Consider the following 19,640-nt stretch of genomic DNA (forward strand, 5'->3'; position numbering starts at 1 on the left):
CGGACAATAAGCGCGCCGCTCCTGCCGGCCGACGCGCGGGGTCAAGGATCAACGCTTACGCCGCGGCAGGCTCGGCAAGCGTCTTTTCGAGCGCCGCGAGGAACGCTTCGTTTTCCTGCGGCAGGCCGATCGTGATACGCAGCCACTGCGGCAAGCCGTAGTTGTCGACCGGTCGCACGATCACGGCCTGCTTCAGCAGCGCGAGGTTCACACGAGCGCCGGCCTGGTCGTCGCTGCCGACGCGCACGAGCACGAAGTTGCCTTCGGATGGCACGTATTCGAGGCCGAGTTTGTCGAACGCCTCGGTCAGAAGCCTGTAGCCCTGCGCGTTCAGCGCCGCGCTCTTCTGCAGAAACGCGTTGTCGTTCAACGCCGCGATCGCCGCGGCTTGCGCGAGCGTATTGGCGTTGAACGGCTGACGCAAGCGGTTCAGCAGATCGGTCAGCTCGGGCTGCGCGATCGCGAAACCGATGCGCAGGCCAGCGAGACCGAACGCCTTCGAGAAGGTGCGCGACACCAGCAGGTTCGGATAGCGACGCACCCAGTGAATCGAGTCGTAGCGCTTGTCCGCCGACAGATACTCGGTGTACGCCTCGTCGAGCACGACGACCACATGGCGCGGCACCCTGTCGAGGAACGCCTCGAGTGTCGGACCGTCGACGAACGTGCCGGTCGGATTGTTCGGATTCGCGACGAATACGAGACGCGTGTCGTCGTCGATCGCGGCGAGCATCGCGTCGAGGTCGTGACCATAGCGCACGGCCGGCACGACGATCGCGCGCGCGCCGACACCTTGCGTCGCGAGCGCATAGACCGTGAACGAATACTGCGAGAACACGACCGCCTGGCCCTTCTCGACGAACGCGTGCGCGGCGAGTTCGAGGATGTCGTTGCTGCCGTTGCCGAGCGTGATCCATTCGGCCGGCACCCCAAAGCGCGCGGCAAGCGCCGCCTTCAGCTCGAAACCGTTCGAGTCCGGATAGCGGCCGAGGTCGGCGATCGCCTGCGCCATCGCGCGCTGCGCGGATTCCGGCATGCCGAGCGGATTCTCGTTCGATGCCAGCTTCACGATGCTCGCCTCTTCGAGACCGAACTCGCGGGCCACTTCCGCGATCGGCTTGCCGGCGATGTACGGCGCGATCGCACGCACATAGGAAGGGCCGAAAGACGCTGTCATGAAAATCTCCGAACGACGATGGATGGTGAAATATGCTTTCGGGCAGCGCACACGGCGCCGCCCCAACTCCGCTGCCAGCTCTTAGCGGGCGCGCGGATACGAGCCGAGTATCTTCAGGAACGCCGCCTTCTCGCCGAGCCCGGTGAGCGCGGCGGCCACGGCCGGATCGTCGCGATGTCCTTCGACGTCGATATAGAAGTAGTATTCCCACGTGCCGACGCGGGCCGGGCGGGATTCGAAACGCGACATCGACACGCCGTGGCGTGCAAGCGGCTCGAGCAGCTTGACCATCGCGCCCGGTTCGTTCACGACCGACACGATCAGCGACGTCTGGTCGTAGCCGCTCGGACCGGTCGGCTGCTTGCCGATCATTACGAAGCGCGTGCGGTTGTGCGGATCGTCCTGGATCAGCGCGTTGGTGACCTGCAGCCCGTAGTGGATCGCGGCGCGGTCGCCGGCGATGGCCGCAACGGTCGAATCTTCGGCCGCCATCCGTGCGGCTTCCGCATTGCTCGACACCGCCTGGCGCTCGAGATGCGGCGCGTTGGTCGACAGCCAGCGCTGGCACTGCGCAAGCGCCTGCGCATGCGCGCATACGCGCGTGACGCCGACGAGGCCGTTTTGCGTAAGCAGGTTGTGATGGATCGGCAACGCGAGTTCGCCGCCGATGGTCAGCTGCGTTTGCAGCAGCAGATCCAGCGTGCGCGACACCGCGCCTTCGGTCGAATTCTCGACCGGTACGACGCCGTAGTCGGCGGCGCCCGCCTCGACGGAGCGGAACACTTCATCGATCGACGGGCACGGCAGCCCTTCGATCGACTGACCGAAGTACTCATGCATCGCCTGTTCGCTATAGGTGCCGACCGGCCCGAGGTACGCGGCCTTGATGCTCTTTTCGAGCGCGCGGCTTGCGGCCATGATCTCGCGCCAGATCGCGCTGATGTGCTCGTCCGAGAGCGGCCCCGCGCTCATTTCCTGCAGGCGCGCGATCACCTGCATCTCGCGCTCGGGCCGGAACACCGGCGCGTTGAAATGCTTCTTGACCTCCCCGACTTCGAGCGCGACCGACGCGCGCTGGTTCAGGAGCGCGATCAGTTGCGCGTCGAGCGCGTCGATGCGATCGCGCAGAGGTTTGAGTCGTGTATTGAGTTCGTCGTCCATGCGTAAAACGGCTCTGCCGGGTAACTGCTGGAAAAGATGCGCACGCCTGCCGGTCAGTGTGACTCAGGCGCCGCGCTGTTCGAATTCCTTCATGTATTCGACAAGCGTTTTGACGCCTTCGAGCGGGACGGCGTTATAAATCGACGCCCGCATGCCGCCGACGGACTTGTGGCCCTTTAGCTGCACCAATCCCCGCGCTTTCGCGCCGGACAGGAAATCTTCGTTGCGCGACTCGTCGGCGAGAAAGAACGGTACGTTCATCCGCGAGCGCGAGCCACGCTCGACCTTGTTCAGATAGAAGCTGCTCGAGTCGATCGTGTCGTACAGCAGCTTCGCTTTTTCGAGGTTGCGCGCCTCCATCGCCGTGAGGCCGCCCAGCTTCTTCAACCATTTGAACACGAGCCCGGCGATATAGATCGCATAGGTGGGCGGGGTGTTGTACATGGAGTTGTTTTCGGCGACGGTTTTCCAGTCGAACGCCGACGGGCAGATCGGCATCGCGCGATCGAGCATGTCCTCGCGTACGATGACGACCGTGACGCCGGCCATGCCGATGTTCTTCTGTGCGCCCCCGAACAGCACGCCATACTTGGCGACATCCATTGGGCGCGACAGGATATGCGACGACGCGTCCGCGACGAGCGGAATATCGCCAAGGTCGGGAATCTCGAAGGTTTCGACGCCGTGAATGGTCTCGTTCGTGCACAAGTGCACGTAGGCCGGATCGTCCGACAACTGCCATTCCGAGCACGCCGGCGCGCGGGTGAAGCCATCAGCCGTTTGGCCGCTCGCGGCCACGTGCACGCTGCCGTATTTCTGTGCTTCCTTGAACGACTTCTGCGACCATGAGCCGGTCACGACGAAATCCGCGCGCGGTTTCGAGCCGAACAGGTTCATCGGCACGATCGCGTTTTCGCCGAGCCCGCCACCCTGCAGAAACAGGATCCGATGGCTTGCCGGCACCTGCAGCAGCTCGCGCAGGTCCGTCAGCGCTTCCTCGTGGATCGACATGAATTCCTTGCCGCGATGGCTCATTTCCATCACGCTCATACCGCTGCCTTGCCAATTTAGCATCTCGTCGGCTGCCTGGCGCAGCACTTCTTCGGGCATGGCTGCCGGGCCGGCGGAGAAATTAAAGACGCGCATGTGAGGTCCTGGAAGCGGGCGCGAAAAACGGAGTCGCGCAGGAATCGGCGAAGATATCTACGAAATGGCTCGCCGAAAAAGAAAATGGCCGTCTGCGCCAGTGCGCAAACGACCATTATCGCATTGTCGCCGCCAACCCGCCACGCCGGTGTGCCGCAGGCGACAGGCCGGCTGATCAGCGCGGCCTGCGAGCAAATTTACTTGGCAGCCGACTTGACCGATGCGACTTCCTTGTCGGCCTGGTCTCGCGTTGCCTTGATCGATTCCGGCATGTACTTCTGCATCAGGCCGTTCACGACGTCGCGACCAACCTGATCTTGCACCTGGATGAACTTGCGACCGGTCGGGCTCTTGTAGAACGCGGTCAGATCCTTGATTTCCGACGTGCTGTAGTACTTCGCGTACGCATCGTACTGAGCTTGCATTGCGTCCTGACGGAAAGAGTCGGTCGCGAACACCTGGCCCGCGCTGTCCACCAGCTTCGGCACCGCGTTCTTCTGCAGCGCCGGCACAGCGGCCTGCTTCTGCTTGTCCGTCATCGACTTGTTCTCGGTCAGCGCGTCCGACAGGATTGCCGGCACGAGCTGCTTGGCCTGCATCTGCGCGCTGTTGCCGATTGCGCCAACCAGCTTCTGTGCGTCGATGGCGTCGAGCAGGTCCTTGATGGCAGCCTGCTTGGCCGGATCAACCGGTGCTGCTGCGGCAGCCGGAGCCGCCGGCGCCTGGTTCTGCAGCGCTTGAGCCATGGCGAAGGTCGGCACGATGGCAGCCAGCAACATCAGTTGTTTGAATCGTTTTTGCATCATTACTCCCTAGAAGAGAAATTAACTTGGACTGCACGCCGCACGAGAAAGCGTACCGGCCCGATACGCGGTGACCCGCAGCGTAGCTTCAACGTGTTAACTGAGACTGAAAACCGCTGGCACGGATCAAGCCGCGCCGCCGCTCTCACCGCCGTTATCACCTTCAGCGGAGCCGTCGGAATCGCTTTCCGACTCGCCCTCGGCCTCAGCTACCTGTTGCAGACCCGACAGCTTGGTCCCTTCGTCAAGGCTGATGAGTGTAACACCTTGCGTTGCACGTCCCATTTCGCGAATTTCCGACACGCGCGTGCGAATCAGCACGCCCGTCGTCGTAATCAGCATGATCTGCGCTTCCGGGTCCACGAGCGTCGCGGCAACCACCTTGCCATTACGCTCCGACGTCTGGATCGCGATCATGCCCTTCGTGCCGCGACCATGACGCGTGTACTCGGTGATCGGCGTGCGCTTGCCGAAACCGTTCTCGGTCGCCGTAAGCACCGACTGTTGCTCGTCGCCGGCCACCAGCAACGCGATCACGTTCTGACCGTCCTCGAGTTGCATGCCGCGCACGCCGCGCGCCTCGCGGCCCATCGGACGCACGTCGTTTTCGTCAAAGCGCACTGCCTTGCCCGAATCCGAGAACAGCATCACGTCATGCTGGCCGTCAGTGATCGCGGCGCCGATCAGGTAATCGCCCTCATCGAGACCGACCGCAATAATACCCTTGCGCAGCGGACGGCTGAATGCTTCCAGCGGCGTCTTTTTTACCGTTCCTAACGCGGTCGCCATGAACACGAACTTGTCGGCGGAGAATTCCTTGACCGGCAGCACGACCGTAATCTTTTCGCCTTCCTGCAGCGGGAACATATTGACGATCGGCCGGCCGCGCGAATTGCGCGAACCCTGCGGCACTTCGTAGACCTTGACCCAGTACACGCGACCGCGGTTCGAGAAACACAGGATATGGTCGTGCGTATTGGCGATGAACAGCGTGTCGATCCAGTCGTCTTCCTTCATCGAAGTGGCCTGCTTGCCGCGACCACCGCGCTTCTGCGCCCGATATTCGGACAGCGGCTGCGATTTCACGTAGCCCGCGTGCGACATCGTCACGACCATTTCCTGCGGCGTGATCAGGTCTTCGGTGTTCAACTCGGTCGCGTTCAGCTCGATTTTCGAGCGGCGTGCATCGCCGAATTCGGCCTTGATCGACGTGAGTTCATCGACGATGATCGCCGAAATGCGTTCCGGGCGAGCCAGGATGTCCAACAGGTCGGCGATCTGCGCCATCACGTCGCGGTATTCGCCGATGATCTTGTCTTGCTCGAGACCGGTCAGGCGCTGCAGACGCATCTGCAGAATCTCCTGGGCCTGGGTATCGGACAGACGGTAGAGGCCGTCAGCCTGCATGCCGAACGACGGGTTAAGGCCTTCCGGACGGTAAGCTTCGCGGCCGCCGGCCGTCGCGTTTTCGGTCTCGGCGCGCGACAGCATTTCACGCACGAGCGACGAATCCCACTCGCGCGACATCAATTCCTGCTTCGCGATAGGCGGCGTCGGCGCGGCCTTGATGAGCGCGATGAATTCGTCGATGTTCGCGAGCGCAACCGCCAGACCTTCGAGCACATGGCCACGTTCGCGCGCCTTGCGCAGTTCGTAGACCGTGCGCCGCGTCAGCACTTCCCGGCGATGCGACAGGAAGCACGTCAGCATTTCCTTCAGATTCAGCAGCTTCGGCTGGCCGTCGACAAGCGCGACCATGTTCATGCCGAAGGTGTCCTGAAGCTGGGTCGCCTTGTACAGATTGTTCAGCACGACCTCGGGCACTTCGCCGCGCTTGAGCTCGATCACGACACGCATTCCGCTCTTGTCGGACTCGTCGCGGATGTCGGAAATGCCTTCGAGCTTCTTCTCATTGACGAGCTCGGCGATGCGCTCGAGCAGCGAGCGCTTGTTCACCTGATACGGCAATTCGTCGACGATGATCGCCATGCGCTGGCCGCGATCGATTTCCTCGAAGTGCGTGAGCGCGCGCATCACGACGCGGCCGCGACCGGTGCGATAGCCGTCGCGCACGCCGGCCACGCCGTAGATGATGCCGGCGGTCGGGAAGTCGGGCGCGGGGATGATCTCGATCAGCTCGTCGATCGTCGCTTCCGGGTTTTTCAGCAGGTGCTGACACGCGTCGACGACTTCATTGAGGTTGTGCGGCGGGATGTTGGTCGCCATGCCGACGGCGATGCCGGACGAGCCATTGATCAGCAGATTAGGGATGCGCGCAGGCAGGATGGCCGGTTCGTTTTCGCTGCCATCGTAGTTCGGCACGAAGTCGACCGTTTCCTTGTCGATGTCGGCCAGCAGCTCATGGCCGATCTTCGCCATGCGGATTTCGGTGTAACGCATCGCCGCGGCATTGTCGCCGTCGACCGAACCGAAGTTCCCCTGGCCGTCGACGAGCATGTAGCGTAGCGAGAAATTCTGCGCCATCCGGACGATCGTGTCGTAGACAGCGGTGTCGCCATGCGGGTGGTATTTACCGATGACGTCGCCGACGATACGCGCCGACTTCTTGTAGGCGCGATTCCAGTCGTTGTTCAGCTCGTGCATCGCGTACAGCACGCGCCGGTGCACCGGCTTCAGGCCATCGCGGACATCGGGAAGCGCTCGCCCCACGATCACGCTCATCGCGTAATCGAGATACGAACGGCGCATTTCCTCCTCAAGGGAGATTGGCAGAGTCTCTTTGGCGAATTGATCCATTATCCGTATCTTTTACGTGCGAAGGCGCGGGCTCGCCGCATCTTCGCGTAAGCATTGCAGGCGCAACGCATCACGCGATTCTAACATGCCACGCCTTCTCGCCCGACGACGGTACGTATACATATTAGAGGGCCGGCCCGCCAACACCTCGCCGATAGCTCATTTTCCGTCCCGTCGGGCCCGATTCGTGCATGGGGCCGATTCCCCGCTCAGCCAGAGCCAGCGGACCGTCCAGGCGAATAATTTGTTGCGCGTGCACCACAATTGGACGGGGATTTGATCGGGGGCGGATTTTTTTTTCGTCGGAAGGGAACGATATGGCAAAATGCCAACGCACAAAGAGTCAGACACTGCTCGAAGTCTACACAGACAGTTTTTGTTCCCCACCAATGTTATACTTCGAGCAATGTATGACTGGTCTTCGTCAACAGGCTCGCAGTAAACCTGCGGTAATCTCAATTTCGAGAGGAGAAATATGAATAAACTTTCAAAGCTCGCGTTCATTGCAGCTACCGCAGTTATGGCTGCATCCGCCATGGCGCAGTCGGTGCCGGCGTCGCGACAAGCTACCAACGACAACTGGGTGAATGGTACTGGCGAATACGTGTGGATGAATGGCACGAACGAGCTTTGCTGGCGCGATGCATTCTGGACGCCCGCAACGGCTAACGCCAAGTGCGACGGCGCTCTGGTTGCTCAAGCTCCGACCCCGCCGGCACCGGTCGCTCCGGCTCCGGCTATCTCCAGCCAAAAGATTACGTATCAAGCTGATGCGCTGTTCGACTTCGACAAGGCAATCCTGAAGCCGGCCGGCAAGGAACGTCTGGGCGAACTGGCATCGAAGATCCAGGGCATCAACCTCGAAGTCGTCGTCGCGACGGGCCACACCGACCGCATCGGTTCGGACGCCTACAACGACCGTCTGTCGCTGCGTCGTGCTCAAGCTGTGAAGGCCTTCCTGGTCAGCAAGGGCGTCGAAGCCAACCGTATCTACACGGAAGGCAAGGGCCGTCGCAACCCGGTTACCACCGGTTGCAACCAGAAGAACCGCAAGCAACTCATCGCCTGCCTCGCACCGGACCGCCGCGTGGAAGTCGAAGTTGTCGGTACGCCGAAGCAGTAAGCTGGAAAATTACCGCAGTGTCGAAAGCCCCGCTTCAGCGGGGCTTTTTTTATGCGCGGGGGCTGCGATGTTCCGTGACGCGCGACGGAGAAACGTCCCCACTCCGCGACTAGCGGCTGGCAACTCGCATCGCATCAGCACCGCTACCCGCCGCGCTTTTGCCGCCCTTTCTCTCGCCCTATATACTCAGGGTTTATCCTCGAGCGTCCGCTCACCGCTCTCATCGAGGCAGCCTTCGCCATGACCAACGCCGATCCCCACGAACTACAGAAATTCAGCGACCTCGCGCATCGTTGGTGGGACCCGAACGCCGAATTCAAACCGCTGCACGAACTGAATCCGATCCGCCTGAGCTGGATCGATGCGCACGCGCACCTCGCCGGCAAAAAGGTGCTCGACATCGGCTGCGGCGGCGGCATCCTGTCTGAATCGATGGCAGGTCTGGGCGCTAATGTGAAGGGCATCGACCTGTCGGCGCAGGCCCTCGGCGTCGCCGACCTTCACAGTCTTGAAAGTGGTGTAACCGTCGATTACGAAGAAATCGCCGCCGAGGCGTTGGCCACGCGCGAACCGGGCACGTACGACGCGGTCACCTGCATGGAAATGCTCGAACACGTGCCCCGGCCGGCCGCAATCGTCGAGGCCTGCAGGAATCTTGTGAAGCCGGGCGGCTGGGTGTTTTTCTCCACGCTGAACCGCAACGTGAAGTCGTATCTGTTCGCGGTGATCGGCGCCGAATACATCGCGCGAATGTTGCCGAAGGGCACCCACGACTACGCGCGCTTCATCCGCCCGTCGGAACTCGCCGGCTTCGTGCGCGCCGCCGAGCTGCGCACGGCCGACATCAAGGGCATCGTCTACAACCCGCTCAGCAAGCATTTCGCGCTGTCGTCCGACACGAGCGTCAACTATATGCTCGCCTGCCGCCGCGACGCCTGACCTGCCAGTACCGCCCCGACCCGCCGCATCCGAAACGAACCCATGAGCGATCCGACTCCCCTGCCGCAGCGCGAAGACAACGACGACACGCTCGGCTTTTGCCTCGCCGTGCTTTTCGACCTCGACGGCACGCTTGCCGACACGGCGCCCGACCTCGCGGCCGCCGTCAACAAGATGCGCCACGACCGGGGACTTGAGATGGTGCCGCTCGGAAAGCTGCGCCCGCTGGCTTCGGCCGGAGCGCGCGGACTCATCTGCGGCGCGTTCGGCATCGGGCCCGACCATCACGAATTCGCATCGATGCGCGAGGAGTTTCTCGCGAACTACGAAGCGGATCTGTGCATCGAGACGACACTCTTTCCGGGCATCGCCGAAGTGCTCGACGAACTCGACGCGCGTGGCGTGCGCTGGGGCATCGTCACCAACAAGGTCGCGCGACTCACCGAGCCGCTCGTTGCGCAACTTGGACTCGAGGAGCGCGCCGGCTGCGTGGTGAGCGGCGACACGACCCCACATTCGAAACCGCACCCCGCGCCGCTGCTGCACGCGGCTCGCGAGTTGGACATCGCGCCGGAGCGCGTCGTTTATATCGGCGACGATCTGCGTGACGTGCAAGCCGGTTTTGCGGCCGGCATGAAGACCGTAGCCGCGGCGTACGGCTATTGCGGCAACGACATTCCGCCGACACGATGGCACGCGCAGCACGTGGTGGAATCGACGGCCGCGTTGCAGACGCTGCTGCGCGACGTCGGCTGACAGATCGGCTGAAAGGCGCGTCCGACACTTGCGCACCAGGTTGCATCATTCAGCGGCCATCCAAGAGTCCGGACGCCGCCCCCGATCTATTGTAAAATGTCCTTTGGCTCATATATGTGAGCAACGAACCGCGGGGGCGACCTGGTTTCGACAGGGGTTGCGAAGCGGCTAGGGCATGTCGAGGACCCGTCACCTCGTTAATCAATGGGAAAAACGTAACTGCAAACGACGATACGTTCGCACTGGCAGCCTAAGGGCCGCCGTCCTCTGCCTAGTTCACTGACGGGCTAGTGTCGCAAGACCGGTAGCAATACCGACAGAGGTCATATACGTCAGTTAAGCCTTGGCGGCGTCACGACGTCCGGGTCGAAAATTTAGTGAATCGCCGTAGCGCAGCGTGTTCGTCCGCGTCGCTGCGGTTAAATCAAAAGACAGAACTAAACATGTAGAACTGGTCGTAGAGGACTTCTGGACGCGGGTTCGATTCCCGCCGCCTCCACCAAACACTGGGCGTTCGCGATGAACGCCCCCGAAAAGCCCCGGCAGTGTAACGCTGCCGGGGCTTTTCATTTTCGGCACCCCGCAACGCTTCGCGGGGCAAGTCAGGCGCCCTCGTTTGCTCAGCGGGACACTCAACACGAGCCGGTAAATCCGCAGCCGCTGCCTATACTCGAAAACTCGAAACAGGTCGTCGCTCGTCAAGCACGTCGTCGAAATCACTACGCGGCCGACAAGCAGGCGGGCGATGCAAAGGGAGACGGCTTCAAGGAAATCTGGCACATCGCCAAGCCTTGAGACACCGAACCGGCTGGCAGATGGGCCGGAATTCACCAGCCGCAAAGCACAACGCCGACCCACGGGCCGGCGTTGCGTCAAACCAGGAAGCTCGGGCAAAGCCCGAGCGAACGCTCATTCGTCTTTCGGGCACTGCAGATTGCAGCCGCTCGGATCGCCCAGGTCACCGCGCTTGCGCGCCTGCGAGCGTTGGCCGTGCTGATACTTGTTCGACGGCGCGGACGCGGCGAACGGCATCTGCGGATGCTCGTTGAGGCGGAATTCGTCGTTCAGGATGCCGCCTGGCACGCCAGGCGAGTTTTGCGCGAAGGCAACGGAAACGGTGGCGCAAAGCACACCAGCCGCGGCAGCGGCGGCACATGCGTGGAGAAGAGCTTTCATGTCGGTTCGGCGCGTCTTGGCGCGCGGTTAGAGCGGATGCGAAGCCAAGAGAGTAGCCGAAACCGACGAGCCGCGCAGCGGCGCGCTCGGAGCACCATCGCTTTTCTGATTACAGGCTCTTACGCCGCCGTTACGCGAGCGCGCCGCCGAGCCCCTCGTGCACATCGAGAAGCCTGCCGCAGTCGCGCGGATCATAGCCGTCGAGCTGCTCGACGCGATGGTGAAACGCGCTGCCGCGCAGCAGATCGATCACTGTCGCGAGCGGCGCGCGAGCGAGATGCGCGCGGTCGCACGCGAAGTAATAGTCCTCATCGACGATCGGAATGAAGTCGAGCCCGAAATGATGCGCGGCCGGCTCGACGCCGAAGCCTATGTCCGCCATGCCACTCGCGACGAAAGCCGCGATCGCCGAGTGCGTCAATTCGGTCGACGCATAACCGTTGACGCGGTCCGGGTCCACACCCAGCTGTCGCAGCGCAAGATCGAGCAGCATCCGCGTACCCGAGCCCGGCTGGCGGTTGACGAAACGGATGTCGTCGCGGGCAAGGTCGCCGAGCCCGCCGATCCGCTTCGGATTGCCCTTGCCGACGAAGAGCCCCTGCTTGCGCCGGGTCAGATGCACGAGCACATGGCGCTGCGGATCGAGCCAGCGCCGGTAGGTATCGGCGCACACCGAACGAAACTCGCCAAGCGGCAGATGAAAGCCCGCCAGATCGCACTCGCCGCGCGCGAGCGCGCTGACCGCGTCGGCACTGTCGCGATATTTGATCTCGACCGGTAGATCTTTGGCGACGAGCGCGGTGACGAGCGCGGCCACCGCATAACCATGCGACGCGTGAATCCGCACGTCATCGGCGGGGGGCGCGAGCCAGCGATTCAGATCGCTCGCCACTTCGCTCGCGAGCGCCTGCAGATTGCCGCCGAGCCGCTCGCCGCAGAGTCGCTGTCCGCGCAGCACCGCATGACCGAGCTCGGACAGCACGGAGCCGCGCCCGCGCTCTTTCGCGATCAGCGGACCGCCGAGCCGCTCCTCGATGCTGCGCAGCAAACCCCATGCGTGCCGATAGGACAAACCCTTACGCGCCGCGGCCTGCGCAATGCTGCCAGATTCGTTGACGAGCGCGAGCAGCGGCATCACGTCCGTCAGGCTGGCCTCGCGGCCGTCCGCGCCCTTCACCACCAGCTCGACCTGGCATTCGATTCTGACCATATATGTTGAACTCTTTCCTATTGCACGCGCCGGTTCGCCCGCCTATCTTTCGGCTATACCATATCGAATAAGCGAAGCATACGTGCCTGTATTATGAATAACAAGTGCATATATCGCTTTGGAGGAGCCCCCACTTTGGACGATTCTCTCGCCACGGCGCCGGATCAGCTCGTGCAACGTCACGCGCAGCCGGGCCGCACTCTGATCACGATCCTGCACGCGATCCAGGACGAACTCGGCTATGTGCCGCCCGCGGCGGTCGAACCGCTCGCGCGCGCGCTGAACCTGTCACGCGCGGAAGTGCACGGCGTCATCACCTACTACCATCACTTTCGCACCACGCCGGCCGCGCCCGTCACGGTGCAGCTTTGCCGCGCCGAAGCGTGCCGCAGCATGGGCACCGAGGCGCTCGCACAGCACATCGAAGCGCACACCGGTTGCCGCTTCGATGCCGGTCACCATGACGGCGCAACGGTAGAACTCGAATCGGTGTACTGCCTCGGCCAATGCGCGCTGTCGCCGGCGCTGATGCTCAACGGCACATTGCACGCGCGCGTGTCGCCGCAGAAATTCGATGCGCTATTCGCCGCAGCCCGCAAACGCGTGGGGGTGCCGGCATGACGCGCCTCTATGTTCCGCGAGACTCTTCGGCGCTCGCGCTCGGCGCCGATGCACTGGCTGAAGCCATCAGCAGCGAAGCCGCGCGCCGCGGCGTGGAAATCGAACTGATCCGCAACGGTTCGCGCGGCTTGCTGTGGCTTGAACCGCTCGTCGAAGTCGCGACGCCTGAAGGCCGCATCGGCTATGCGAATGTCGACGTCGAAGACGTCGCCGCGTTGTTCGACGCGGGCTTCATCGACGGCGGCGAGCATGCGCGGCGCGTCGGCGTGGTCGACGAGATTCCGTATCTGAAGAAGCAGCAGCGCCTGACCTTCGCGCGCATCGGCATCACCGACCCGCTGTCCATCGACGACTACGTCGCGCATGGTGGCCTCGAAGGCCTGCGCAACGCGCTGCAAGCCAACGGCGACACCGCGTGCGAAGCCTTGATCGAATCGGGTCTGCGCGGCCGCGGCGGCGCGGCCTTCCCGGCCGGGATCAAGTGGCGCACCGTGCGCGCCGCCAAGGCTGCGCAGAAGTACATCGTCTGCAATGCCGACGAAGGCGACTCGGGCACCTTCTCCGATCGTCTCGTGATGGAAAGCGATCCGTACGTGCTGATCGAAGGCATGATCATCGCGGGCATCGTGACCGGCGCGAGCGTCGGCTACATCTATGTGCGCAGCGAATACCCGCACTCGATCGCGACGCTCGAAGCGGCCATCGCCCGCGCGCGTCAAGCTGGCTGGCTCGGCGACAGCGTGCTGTCGAGCGGGCAGCGCTTCGAGCTGTTCGTCGCGAAAGGCGCGGGCTCGTATGTGTGCGGCGAGGAAACCGCGCTGCTCGAATCGCTCGAAGGCAAGCGCGGCATCGTTCGCGCGAAGCCGCCGGTGCCCGCGCTCGCGGGTCTCTACGGCCAGCCCACCGTGATCAACAACGTGATCACGCTCGCCACGGTGCCGATCATCTTCGCGCGCGGCGCGGCGTTCTATAAGGACTTCGGCATGGGCCGCTCGCGCGGCACGCTGCCGTTCCAGCTGGCCGGCAACATCAAGCGAGGCGGCCTCGTCGAACTCGCGTTCGGCGTGACGCTGCGCGAACTGCTCGACGACTTCGGCGGCGGCACCGCGAGCGGCCGGCCGGCGCGCGCGGTGCAGGTGGGCGGTCCGCTCGGCACCTATCTGCCGCCAAGCCAGTGGGACATTCCGATGGACTACGAAGCCTATGCGGCGGTCGGCGCGGTGATCGGCCACGGCGGTCTGGTCGTGCATGACGACACGTCGAACCTTGCCGAACTCGCGCAATACGCGATGCACTTCTGCGCACTCGAATCGTGCGGCAAATGCACGCCGTGCCGGATCGGCTCAACGCGCGGCGTCGAGGTGATCGCGCGGATTCGGAATGGCGACACGTCGACGCGTCAGGTGCAATTGCTGCGCGATCTGTGCGATACGATGGTGTCCGGCTCGCTGTGCGCGATGGGCGGCATGACGCCGTATCCGGTGTTGTCCGCGCTCGATCATTTCCCTGAAGACTTCGGTCTCGCCGCCGATCCCACTGCCGACCACGCCACCAAAGCGGCCGCGGCCTGACTCCAGGAGTTCACCATGTCCGACCAGTTCAACTCCCCCGCCGGCGCCCCGAAGGAAGTCCCCTTGGGGGGCGGCTGCGGCTCAGGCAACTGCGCATGCAAGTCGCAAGCCCTGGCACGCGCCGCCTACCCCTTCTCCGACGAAACCGACTACGGCACCCCGGCCCGCCACTCGGACGTCGACGTGACGCTCGAAATCGACGGCCAGGCGGTGACCGTACCGGCCGGCACGTCGGTGATGCGCGCGGCGGCCGAAGCCGGCGTCAACGTGCCGAAGCTGTGCGCGACCGATTCGCTCGAACCGTTCGGCTCGTGCCGCCTGTGTCTCGTCGAAATCGAAGGGCGGCGCGGCTATCCGGCCTCATGCACGACGCCGGTCGAAGCCGGCATGAAGGTGCGCACGCAGACCGACCGTCTGCAGTCGCTGCGTCGCAATGTGATGGAGCTGTACATCTCCGACCATCCGCTCGATTGCCTGACCTGCCCCGCCAACGGCGACTGCGAACTGCAGGACATGGCGGGCGTGACCGGCCTGCGCGAAGTGCGCTACGGCTTCGACGGCGCGAATCATCTGAAGGACGAAAAGGACGAATCGAATCCGTACTTCACATACGACCCGGCGAAGTGCATCGTCTGTAATCGCTGCGTGCGCGCGTGCGAGGAAACCCAGGGCACGTTCGCGCTGACGATCACCGGGCGCGGCTTCGAATCGCGCGTCGCGGCCAGCGAGAACCAGCCGTTCATGGAATCGGAGTGCGTGTCGTGCGGCGCGTGCGTGGCCGCGTGCCCGACCGCGACCTTGCAGGAAAAGTCCGTCGTGATGCTCGGCCAGCCCGAGCACTCGGTCGTCACCACCTGCGCGTATTGCGGCGTCGGCTGCTCGTTCAAGGCCGAGATGAAGGGCAATCAGGTCGTGCGGATGGTGCCGCACAAGAACGGCCACGCCAACGAAGGTCATGCATGCGTAAAGGGCCGCTTTGCGTGGGGCTACGCGACGCACAAGGACCGCATCACGAAGCCGATGATCCGCGCGAAGATCACCGACCCGTGGCGCGAAGTCAGCTGGGACGAAGCGATCTCGTACGCGGCGTCGGAATTCCGCCGCATCCAGGCGAAGCATGGCCGCGATTCGATCGGCGGTATCACGTCCTCGCGCTGCACGAACGAGGAAACCTACCTCGTGCAGAAGCTCGTGCGCGCCGCGTTCGGCAACAACAATGTCGACACCTGCGCGCGCGTCTGCCACTCGCCGACCGGCTATGGCCTGAAGACGACGCTCGGCGAATCGGCCGGCACGCAGACGTTCGCCTCCGTCGACAAAGCCGACGTGATCATGGTGATCGGCGCGAATCCGACCGATGGCCACCCGGTGTTCGCCTCGCGTCTGAAGCGGCGCGTGCGCGAGGGGGCGAAGCTGATCGTCGTCGATCCGCGCCGGATCGACATCGTCGATACGCCGCACGTGAAAGCGTCGCATCATCTGCAATTGCGGCCCGGCACCAACGTCGCGATCGTCAACGCGCTCGCGCATGTGATCGTCACCGAAGGCCTGCTCGACCAGCCGTTCGTCGCCGAGCGCTGCGAAACGCGCGCGTTCGAGCAGTGGCGCGATTTCGTCGCGCTGCCGGAGAACTCGCCCGAAGCGACCGAAGCAGCGAGCGGCGTACCCGCGCAGCAGGTGCGCGAAGCCGCCCGCATCTACGCGAGCGCCGGCAACGCCGCGATCTACTACGGCCTCGGCGTCACCGAACACGCGCAAGGCTCGACGATGGTGATCGGCATCGCGAACCTCGCGATGGCGACCGGCAACATCGGCCGCGAAGGTGTCGGCGTGAATCCGCTGCGCGGCCAGAACAACGTGCAGGGTTCGTGCGACATGGGCTCGTTCCCGCACGAACTGCCGGGCTACCGCCATATCAGCGATACCGTTACGCGCACGCTGTTCGAGGAAGCGTGGAACGTCACGTTGCAGCCGGAACCCGGCCTGCGTATTCCGAACATGTTCGACGCCGCCGTGCACGGCACCTTCAAGGGCCTGTACTGCCAGGGCGAAGACATCGTGCAGTCGGATCCGAACACGCATCACGTGTCGGCGGCGCTGTCGTCGATGGAATGCATCGTCGTGCAGGACATCTTTCTCAACGAGACCGCCAAGTACGCGCACGTGCTGCTGCCCGGTTCGTCGTTCCTCGAAAAGGACGGCACCTTCACCAACGCGGAGCGCCGCATCTCGCGCGTGCGCCGCGTGATGCCGCCGGTGCCGGGTTACGCCGACTGGGAAGTCACGGTGCTGCTCTCGCGCGCGCTCGGCTATGAAATGGACTACACGCATCCGTCGCAGATCATGGACGAGATCGCGCGGCTCACGCCGACCTTCCACGGCGTGTCGTACCGGAAGCTCGACGAAATGGGCAGCATCCAGTGGCCGTGCAACGAGGACGCGCCCGACGGCACGCCGACGATGCACGTCGATACCTTCGTGCGCGGCAAGGGCAAGTTCGTGATCACGAAGTTCATCGCATCGCCGGAGAAGGTCACGCGCAAATATCCGCTGCTGATGACGACCGGCCGCATCCTGTCGCAGTACAACGTCGGCGCGCAGACGCGCCGCACCGAGAACTCGCGCTGGCACGAGGAAGACCGGCTCGAACTGCATCCGCACGATGCGGACGAACGCGGCATCAAAACCGGCGACTGGGTCGGCATCGAATCGCGCGCGGGGCAGACCGTATTGCGCGCCAAGGTGACGGAGCGGATGCAGCCGGGCGTCGTCTATACGACGTTCCACTTCCCCGAATCGGGTGCGAACGTGATCACGACCGACAGCTCCGACTGGGCGACCAACTGCCCCGAATACAAAGTGACCGCGGTGCAGGTGATGCCGGTCGAGCAGCCGTCGCAATGGCAGCAGGAGTATTCGCGCTTCAATAGCGAACAGCTCGAGCTGCTGAAGCAGCGCGAGTTGGCCAATGCGGCCGCGGCCGCCACCGCGGGCAAGTGAGACGAGCGATGGACAAACGGAATCTGATCGACATGGCGAACCGGATCGGCGACTTCTTCGAGTCGATGCCCGATCACGAGGAAGCGCTGACCGGCGTCGCCGAGCATATCCGCCGCTCCTGGGAGCCGCGCATGCGGCGCGCGCTGCTAGCGACGCTCGATGAAGCGCCGGACACGTATGGCATCGCGCTATCGGACTTCACGCGCGAGGCGATCGTCAGGTATCGCGAGAAGTTGACGCCTGCGCAGGCGCCAGCGGCTTAGGCTTTAGGCCGTTCGCTCGATCACCGGGGCGCGGCGGCGCAATCCCTGCCGCTCGCGTGCTTGTGCCCACGGGCCACGCAACGGGAAACAGGCGGCTGTGATCACAACGACGCCTGCTCCGGTATTTCTCCCCCCACCGCAAACCACGCCTCGCAGTGCCGTACCAGACCGTGCAGGTCCGAGCCGGTGCGTCCGCGCGCGCTGATATAGCCGTCGGGCCGCACCAGATAAAACGACGGCCGCGTGCGCCCATACGATTCGGACAGCGCCGGGCCGCCATCACCGGTCGTATCCGTGACGCGCCAGATGCGCACCGCGTTCGGCAGCAGCCGCTCCACCGCGGCGGCGAGCTTTTCCAGCTCCGGGTCCGGCGGCGCCGCATGTTTCGCGGCCGGGTCGAGCGGCGTGTCGTCGACGGGCAACGGCGGCACCAGCAAAAACAGCGAGAAGAACGCCGGATCGTGCAGATCGAAAATGCAGCCGACGCCCGGAGCACGACCGAGCGGACCGTCGACGACGTGCACAAGCGCATCGGGCGCGCGCTCTCCCGCGCGCGGGCCGCCGTCGAGCACGCGTTCGAGCGTCAGCGGACTGCGTCGGTACTGGATCGACAGCTCGCTGATCGTCGCGCGCGCGGCATCGCGCAGCGGACCGAACGCGGCCAGCACCGGCATCACGCGCTCGCGCAGCAGCTTCAGCGGACCGTGATCGGCCTCGGCCATCTGCGTGATGAAACCGGTCTGCCGCAACACCTCGCGTTCGATCGGATGCCGTTCGGCGTGGTACGTGTCGAGCAGGCGATCCGGCGCCGCGCCACCGATCACGCGCGCGAGCTTCCAGCCGAGGTTGAGCGCTTCCTGGATGCCGGTGTTCATGCCCTGCGCGGCCGCGGGGCTGTGCACGTGCGCGGCATCGCCGGCGAGGAAGATGCGGCCTACGCGCAGCCGATCGACCATCCGGCTATTCACATGGAAATACGCCGACCACGCGAGGTCCGACACGTCGACGCGCTCGCGCACGCGTCGCGCGATCAGCGCCTTGCATTGTTCGAGCGACGGCGCCGGCGTCGCGTCCAGCGGCGGCTCGCCGAGCACCGCGGGGGTCGGCGCCGCGGCGCTGCCCGACGGCTCGACCGCGTGATCGGCGATCAGGCGATGGCGGCCATGGCCCATCGGAAACAGCGCGACGAGACCGTCGGCGGACGCGAAGATCTGGAACTCGTCGTCGGGCCAGTCGGTTTCCGCGTGCAGGTCGGCGAGCAGGAAGGTCTGGTCGATGGTCTTGCCCTCGAAGTTCAGGCCGAGGCGATGGCGAATCGCGCTGTGCGCGCCGTCGGCCGCGATCAGATACGACGGGCGCATGGTTTCCGTGTGGCCGTTGGCGCGGCGCAGCGTCGTCTGAATGCTCGCGGAGCCTTGCATGAACGCCATCAGCTCGACGCCGCGCTCGACCGTCACGCCGAGCGTCGCCAGATGCTCGGTCAGAAGCCGCTCGGTTACCGACTGGTCGAGAAACAGCAGATAGGGATAGCGCGTGTGCAGCGGATCGAAATCGAGCTGCGCAAGCCGCGTACCGTTCGAAAACAGATTCGCGACGCGCGCGCGATGGCCAAGCTCGAGAAACGGCTCGATCAGCCGATGCTGCTCGAGCAGTTCGAGCGTGCGTGCCTGAATGCCGATCGCGCGCGAGTGCGGATTCGGCTGCGGCGCCTTGTCGATCAGACGCACAGGGATGTGGGCGCGCGCGAGACTCATCGCTGCGGCAAGTCCGGTGGGACCAGCCCCGACGATCAGCACCGGCGACGCGTCGTAGGCGGCAGCGTCCATGCGGAACTCCGGAGGCAACAATGCGTTCTAGTGTACGCCGCCGCTCCTGCGCGCACGATCCGCGCGAATCCGGGCCCCTTGCGCAAGTATGGGAAAATGCGGCCTCGTCTG

16 protein-coding genes and 1 other RNA gene are annotated in these 19,640 nt (G+C 64.1%); 9 read left to right on the forward strand and 8 right to left on the reverse strand.

Features of this window, described 5'->3' with window-relative positions:
* Positions 1–55: 55 nt before the first annotated feature.
* The 5 genes from hisC to gyrA all read right to left on the reverse strand — a co-directional run bounded on the left by hisC (position 56) and on the right by gyrA (position 7,044).
* On the reverse strand, positions 56–1,177 hold the full coding sequence (gene hisC, locus F6X42_RS18010) for a histidinol-phosphate transaminase (protein ID WP_187635525.1): 1,122 nt from the start codon (positions 1,175–1,177) through the stop codon (positions 56–58).
* A gap of 81 nt (positions 1,178–1,258) precedes the next feature.
* Positions 1,259–2,338 carry a prephenate dehydratase gene (gene pheA / locus F6X42_RS18015; RefSeq protein WP_187635526.1) on the reverse strand — a complete coding sequence of 360 codons (1,080 nt, stop codon included), beginning with the start codon at positions 2,336–2,338 and terminating at the stop codon, positions 1,259–1,261.
* Positions 2,339–2,401: 63 nt separating this feature from the next.
* Positions 2,402–3,484: a 3-phosphoserine/phosphohydroxythreonine transaminase gene (gene serC, locus F6X42_RS18020; protein ID WP_187635527.1), complete on the reverse strand. Its 1,083-nt coding sequence runs from the start codon at positions 3,482–3,484 to the stop codon at positions 2,402–2,404.
* Positions 3,485–3,681: 197 nt separating this feature from the next.
* The gene (locus F6X42_RS18025) at positions 3,682–4,287 is read right to left on the reverse strand and encodes a DUF2059 domain-containing protein (RefSeq protein WP_187635528.1); all 606 of its coding nucleotides are present in this window, start codon (positions 4,285–4,287) and stop codon (positions 3,682–3,684) included.
* Between the two features lie 126 nt (positions 4,288–4,413).
* Positions 4,414–7,044: a DNA gyrase subunit A gene (gyrA, locus tag F6X42_RS18030; RefSeq protein ID WP_187635529.1), complete on the reverse strand. Its 2,631-nt coding sequence runs from the start codon at positions 7,042–7,044 to the stop codon at positions 4,414–4,416.
* Between the two features lie 475 nt (positions 7,045–7,519).
* Here gyrA and ompA point away from each other — a divergent pair, with 475 nt between their 5' ends.
* From ompA to F6X42_RS18055, 5 genes are all read left to right on the forward strand, one after another.
* A complete protein-coding gene (gene ompA, locus F6X42_RS18035) occupies positions 7,520–8,167 on the forward strand; it encodes an outer membrane protein OmpA (RefSeq protein ID WP_187635530.1) in 648 nt (215 codons plus the stop codon).
* 240 nt (positions 8,168–8,407) lie between these two features.
* A complete protein-coding gene (gene ubiG, locus F6X42_RS18040; RefSeq protein WP_187635531.1) occupies positions 8,408–9,106 on the forward strand; it encodes a bifunctional 2-polyprenyl-6-hydroxyphenol methylase/3-demethylubiquinol 3-O-methyltransferase UbiG in 699 nt (232 codons plus the stop codon).
* Between the two features lie 42 nt (positions 9,107–9,148).
* Entirely contained in the window at positions 9,149–9,862 is a 714-nt protein-coding gene (gph, locus tag F6X42_RS18045; RefSeq protein ID WP_187635532.1) for a phosphoglycolate phosphatase, read from the forward strand.
* Positions 9,863–9,994: 132 nt separating this feature from the next.
* Positions 9,995–10,364: a transfer-messenger RNA gene (ssrA, locus tag F6X42_RS18050) on the forward strand.
* Positions 10,365–10,381: 17 nt separating this feature from the next.
* Complete coding sequence (locus tag F6X42_RS18055; RefSeq protein ID WP_187635686.1) at positions 10,382–10,657, forward strand: COG4315 family predicted lipoprotein; 276 nt, start codon at positions 10,382–10,384, stop codon at positions 10,655–10,657.
* Between the two features lie 114 nt (positions 10,658–10,771).
* On the opposite strand, the gene F6X42_RS18060 is transcribed toward F6X42_RS18055, so the two are convergent.
* On the reverse strand, positions 10,772–11,038 hold the full coding sequence (locus F6X42_RS18060; RefSeq protein ID WP_187635533.1) for a hypothetical protein: 267 nt from the start codon (positions 11,036–11,038) through the stop codon (positions 10,772–10,774).
* Between the two features lie 130 nt (positions 11,039–11,168).
* On the reverse strand, positions 11,169–12,248 hold the full coding sequence (locus F6X42_RS18065) for a substrate-binding domain-containing protein (RefSeq protein ID WP_187635534.1): 1,080 nt from the start codon (positions 12,246–12,248) through the stop codon (positions 11,169–11,171).
* A 135-nt stretch (positions 12,249–12,383) separates the two neighbouring features.
* On the opposite strand from F6X42_RS18065, the gene F6X42_RS18070 reads away from it, so the two are divergent.
* From F6X42_RS18070 to F6X42_RS18085, 4 genes are read left to right on the forward strand one after another with little or no spacing between them, the layout of a single operon-like run.
* Positions 12,384–12,869 (forward strand): NAD(P)H-dependent oxidoreductase subunit E, encoded by a 486-nt coding sequence (locus tag F6X42_RS18070; RefSeq protein ID WP_187635535.1) that lies wholly within the window; start codon positions 12,384–12,386, stop codon positions 12,867–12,869.
* Positions 12,866–14,440, forward strand: coding sequence for a formate dehydrogenase beta subunit (locus F6X42_RS18075; RefSeq protein WP_187635536.1), 1,575 nt, complete (start codon positions 12,866–12,868; stop codon positions 14,438–14,440). Before F6X42_RS18070 ends, F6X42_RS18075 begins: the two co-directional genes overlap by 4 nt.
* Positions 14,441–14,455: 15 nt before the next feature.
* Complete coding sequence (fdhF, locus tag F6X42_RS18080; RefSeq protein ID WP_187635537.1) at positions 14,456–17,440, forward strand: formate dehydrogenase subunit alpha; 2,985 nt, start codon at positions 14,456–14,458, stop codon at positions 17,438–17,440.
* An 8-nt stretch (positions 17,441–17,448) separates the two neighbouring features.
* Entirely contained in the window at positions 17,449–17,703 is a 255-nt protein-coding gene (locus F6X42_RS18085; protein ID WP_187635538.1) for a formate dehydrogenase subunit delta, read from the forward strand.
* A 101-nt stretch (positions 17,704–17,804) separates the two neighbouring features.
* On the opposite strand, the gene F6X42_RS18090 is transcribed toward F6X42_RS18085, so the two are convergent.
* Positions 17,805–19,529 carry an FAD-dependent monooxygenase gene (locus F6X42_RS18090; protein WP_187635539.1) on the reverse strand — a complete coding sequence of 575 codons (1,725 nt, stop codon included), beginning with the start codon at positions 19,527–19,529 and terminating at the stop codon, positions 17,805–17,807.
* Between the last annotated feature and the right edge of the window lie 111 nt (positions 19,530–19,640).

This window comes from Paraburkholderia podalyriae (genome assembly GCF_014397785.1).
Classification (GTDB): Bacteria; Pseudomonadota; Gammaproteobacteria; order Burkholderiales; family Burkholderiaceae; genus Paraburkholderia; species Paraburkholderia podalyriae.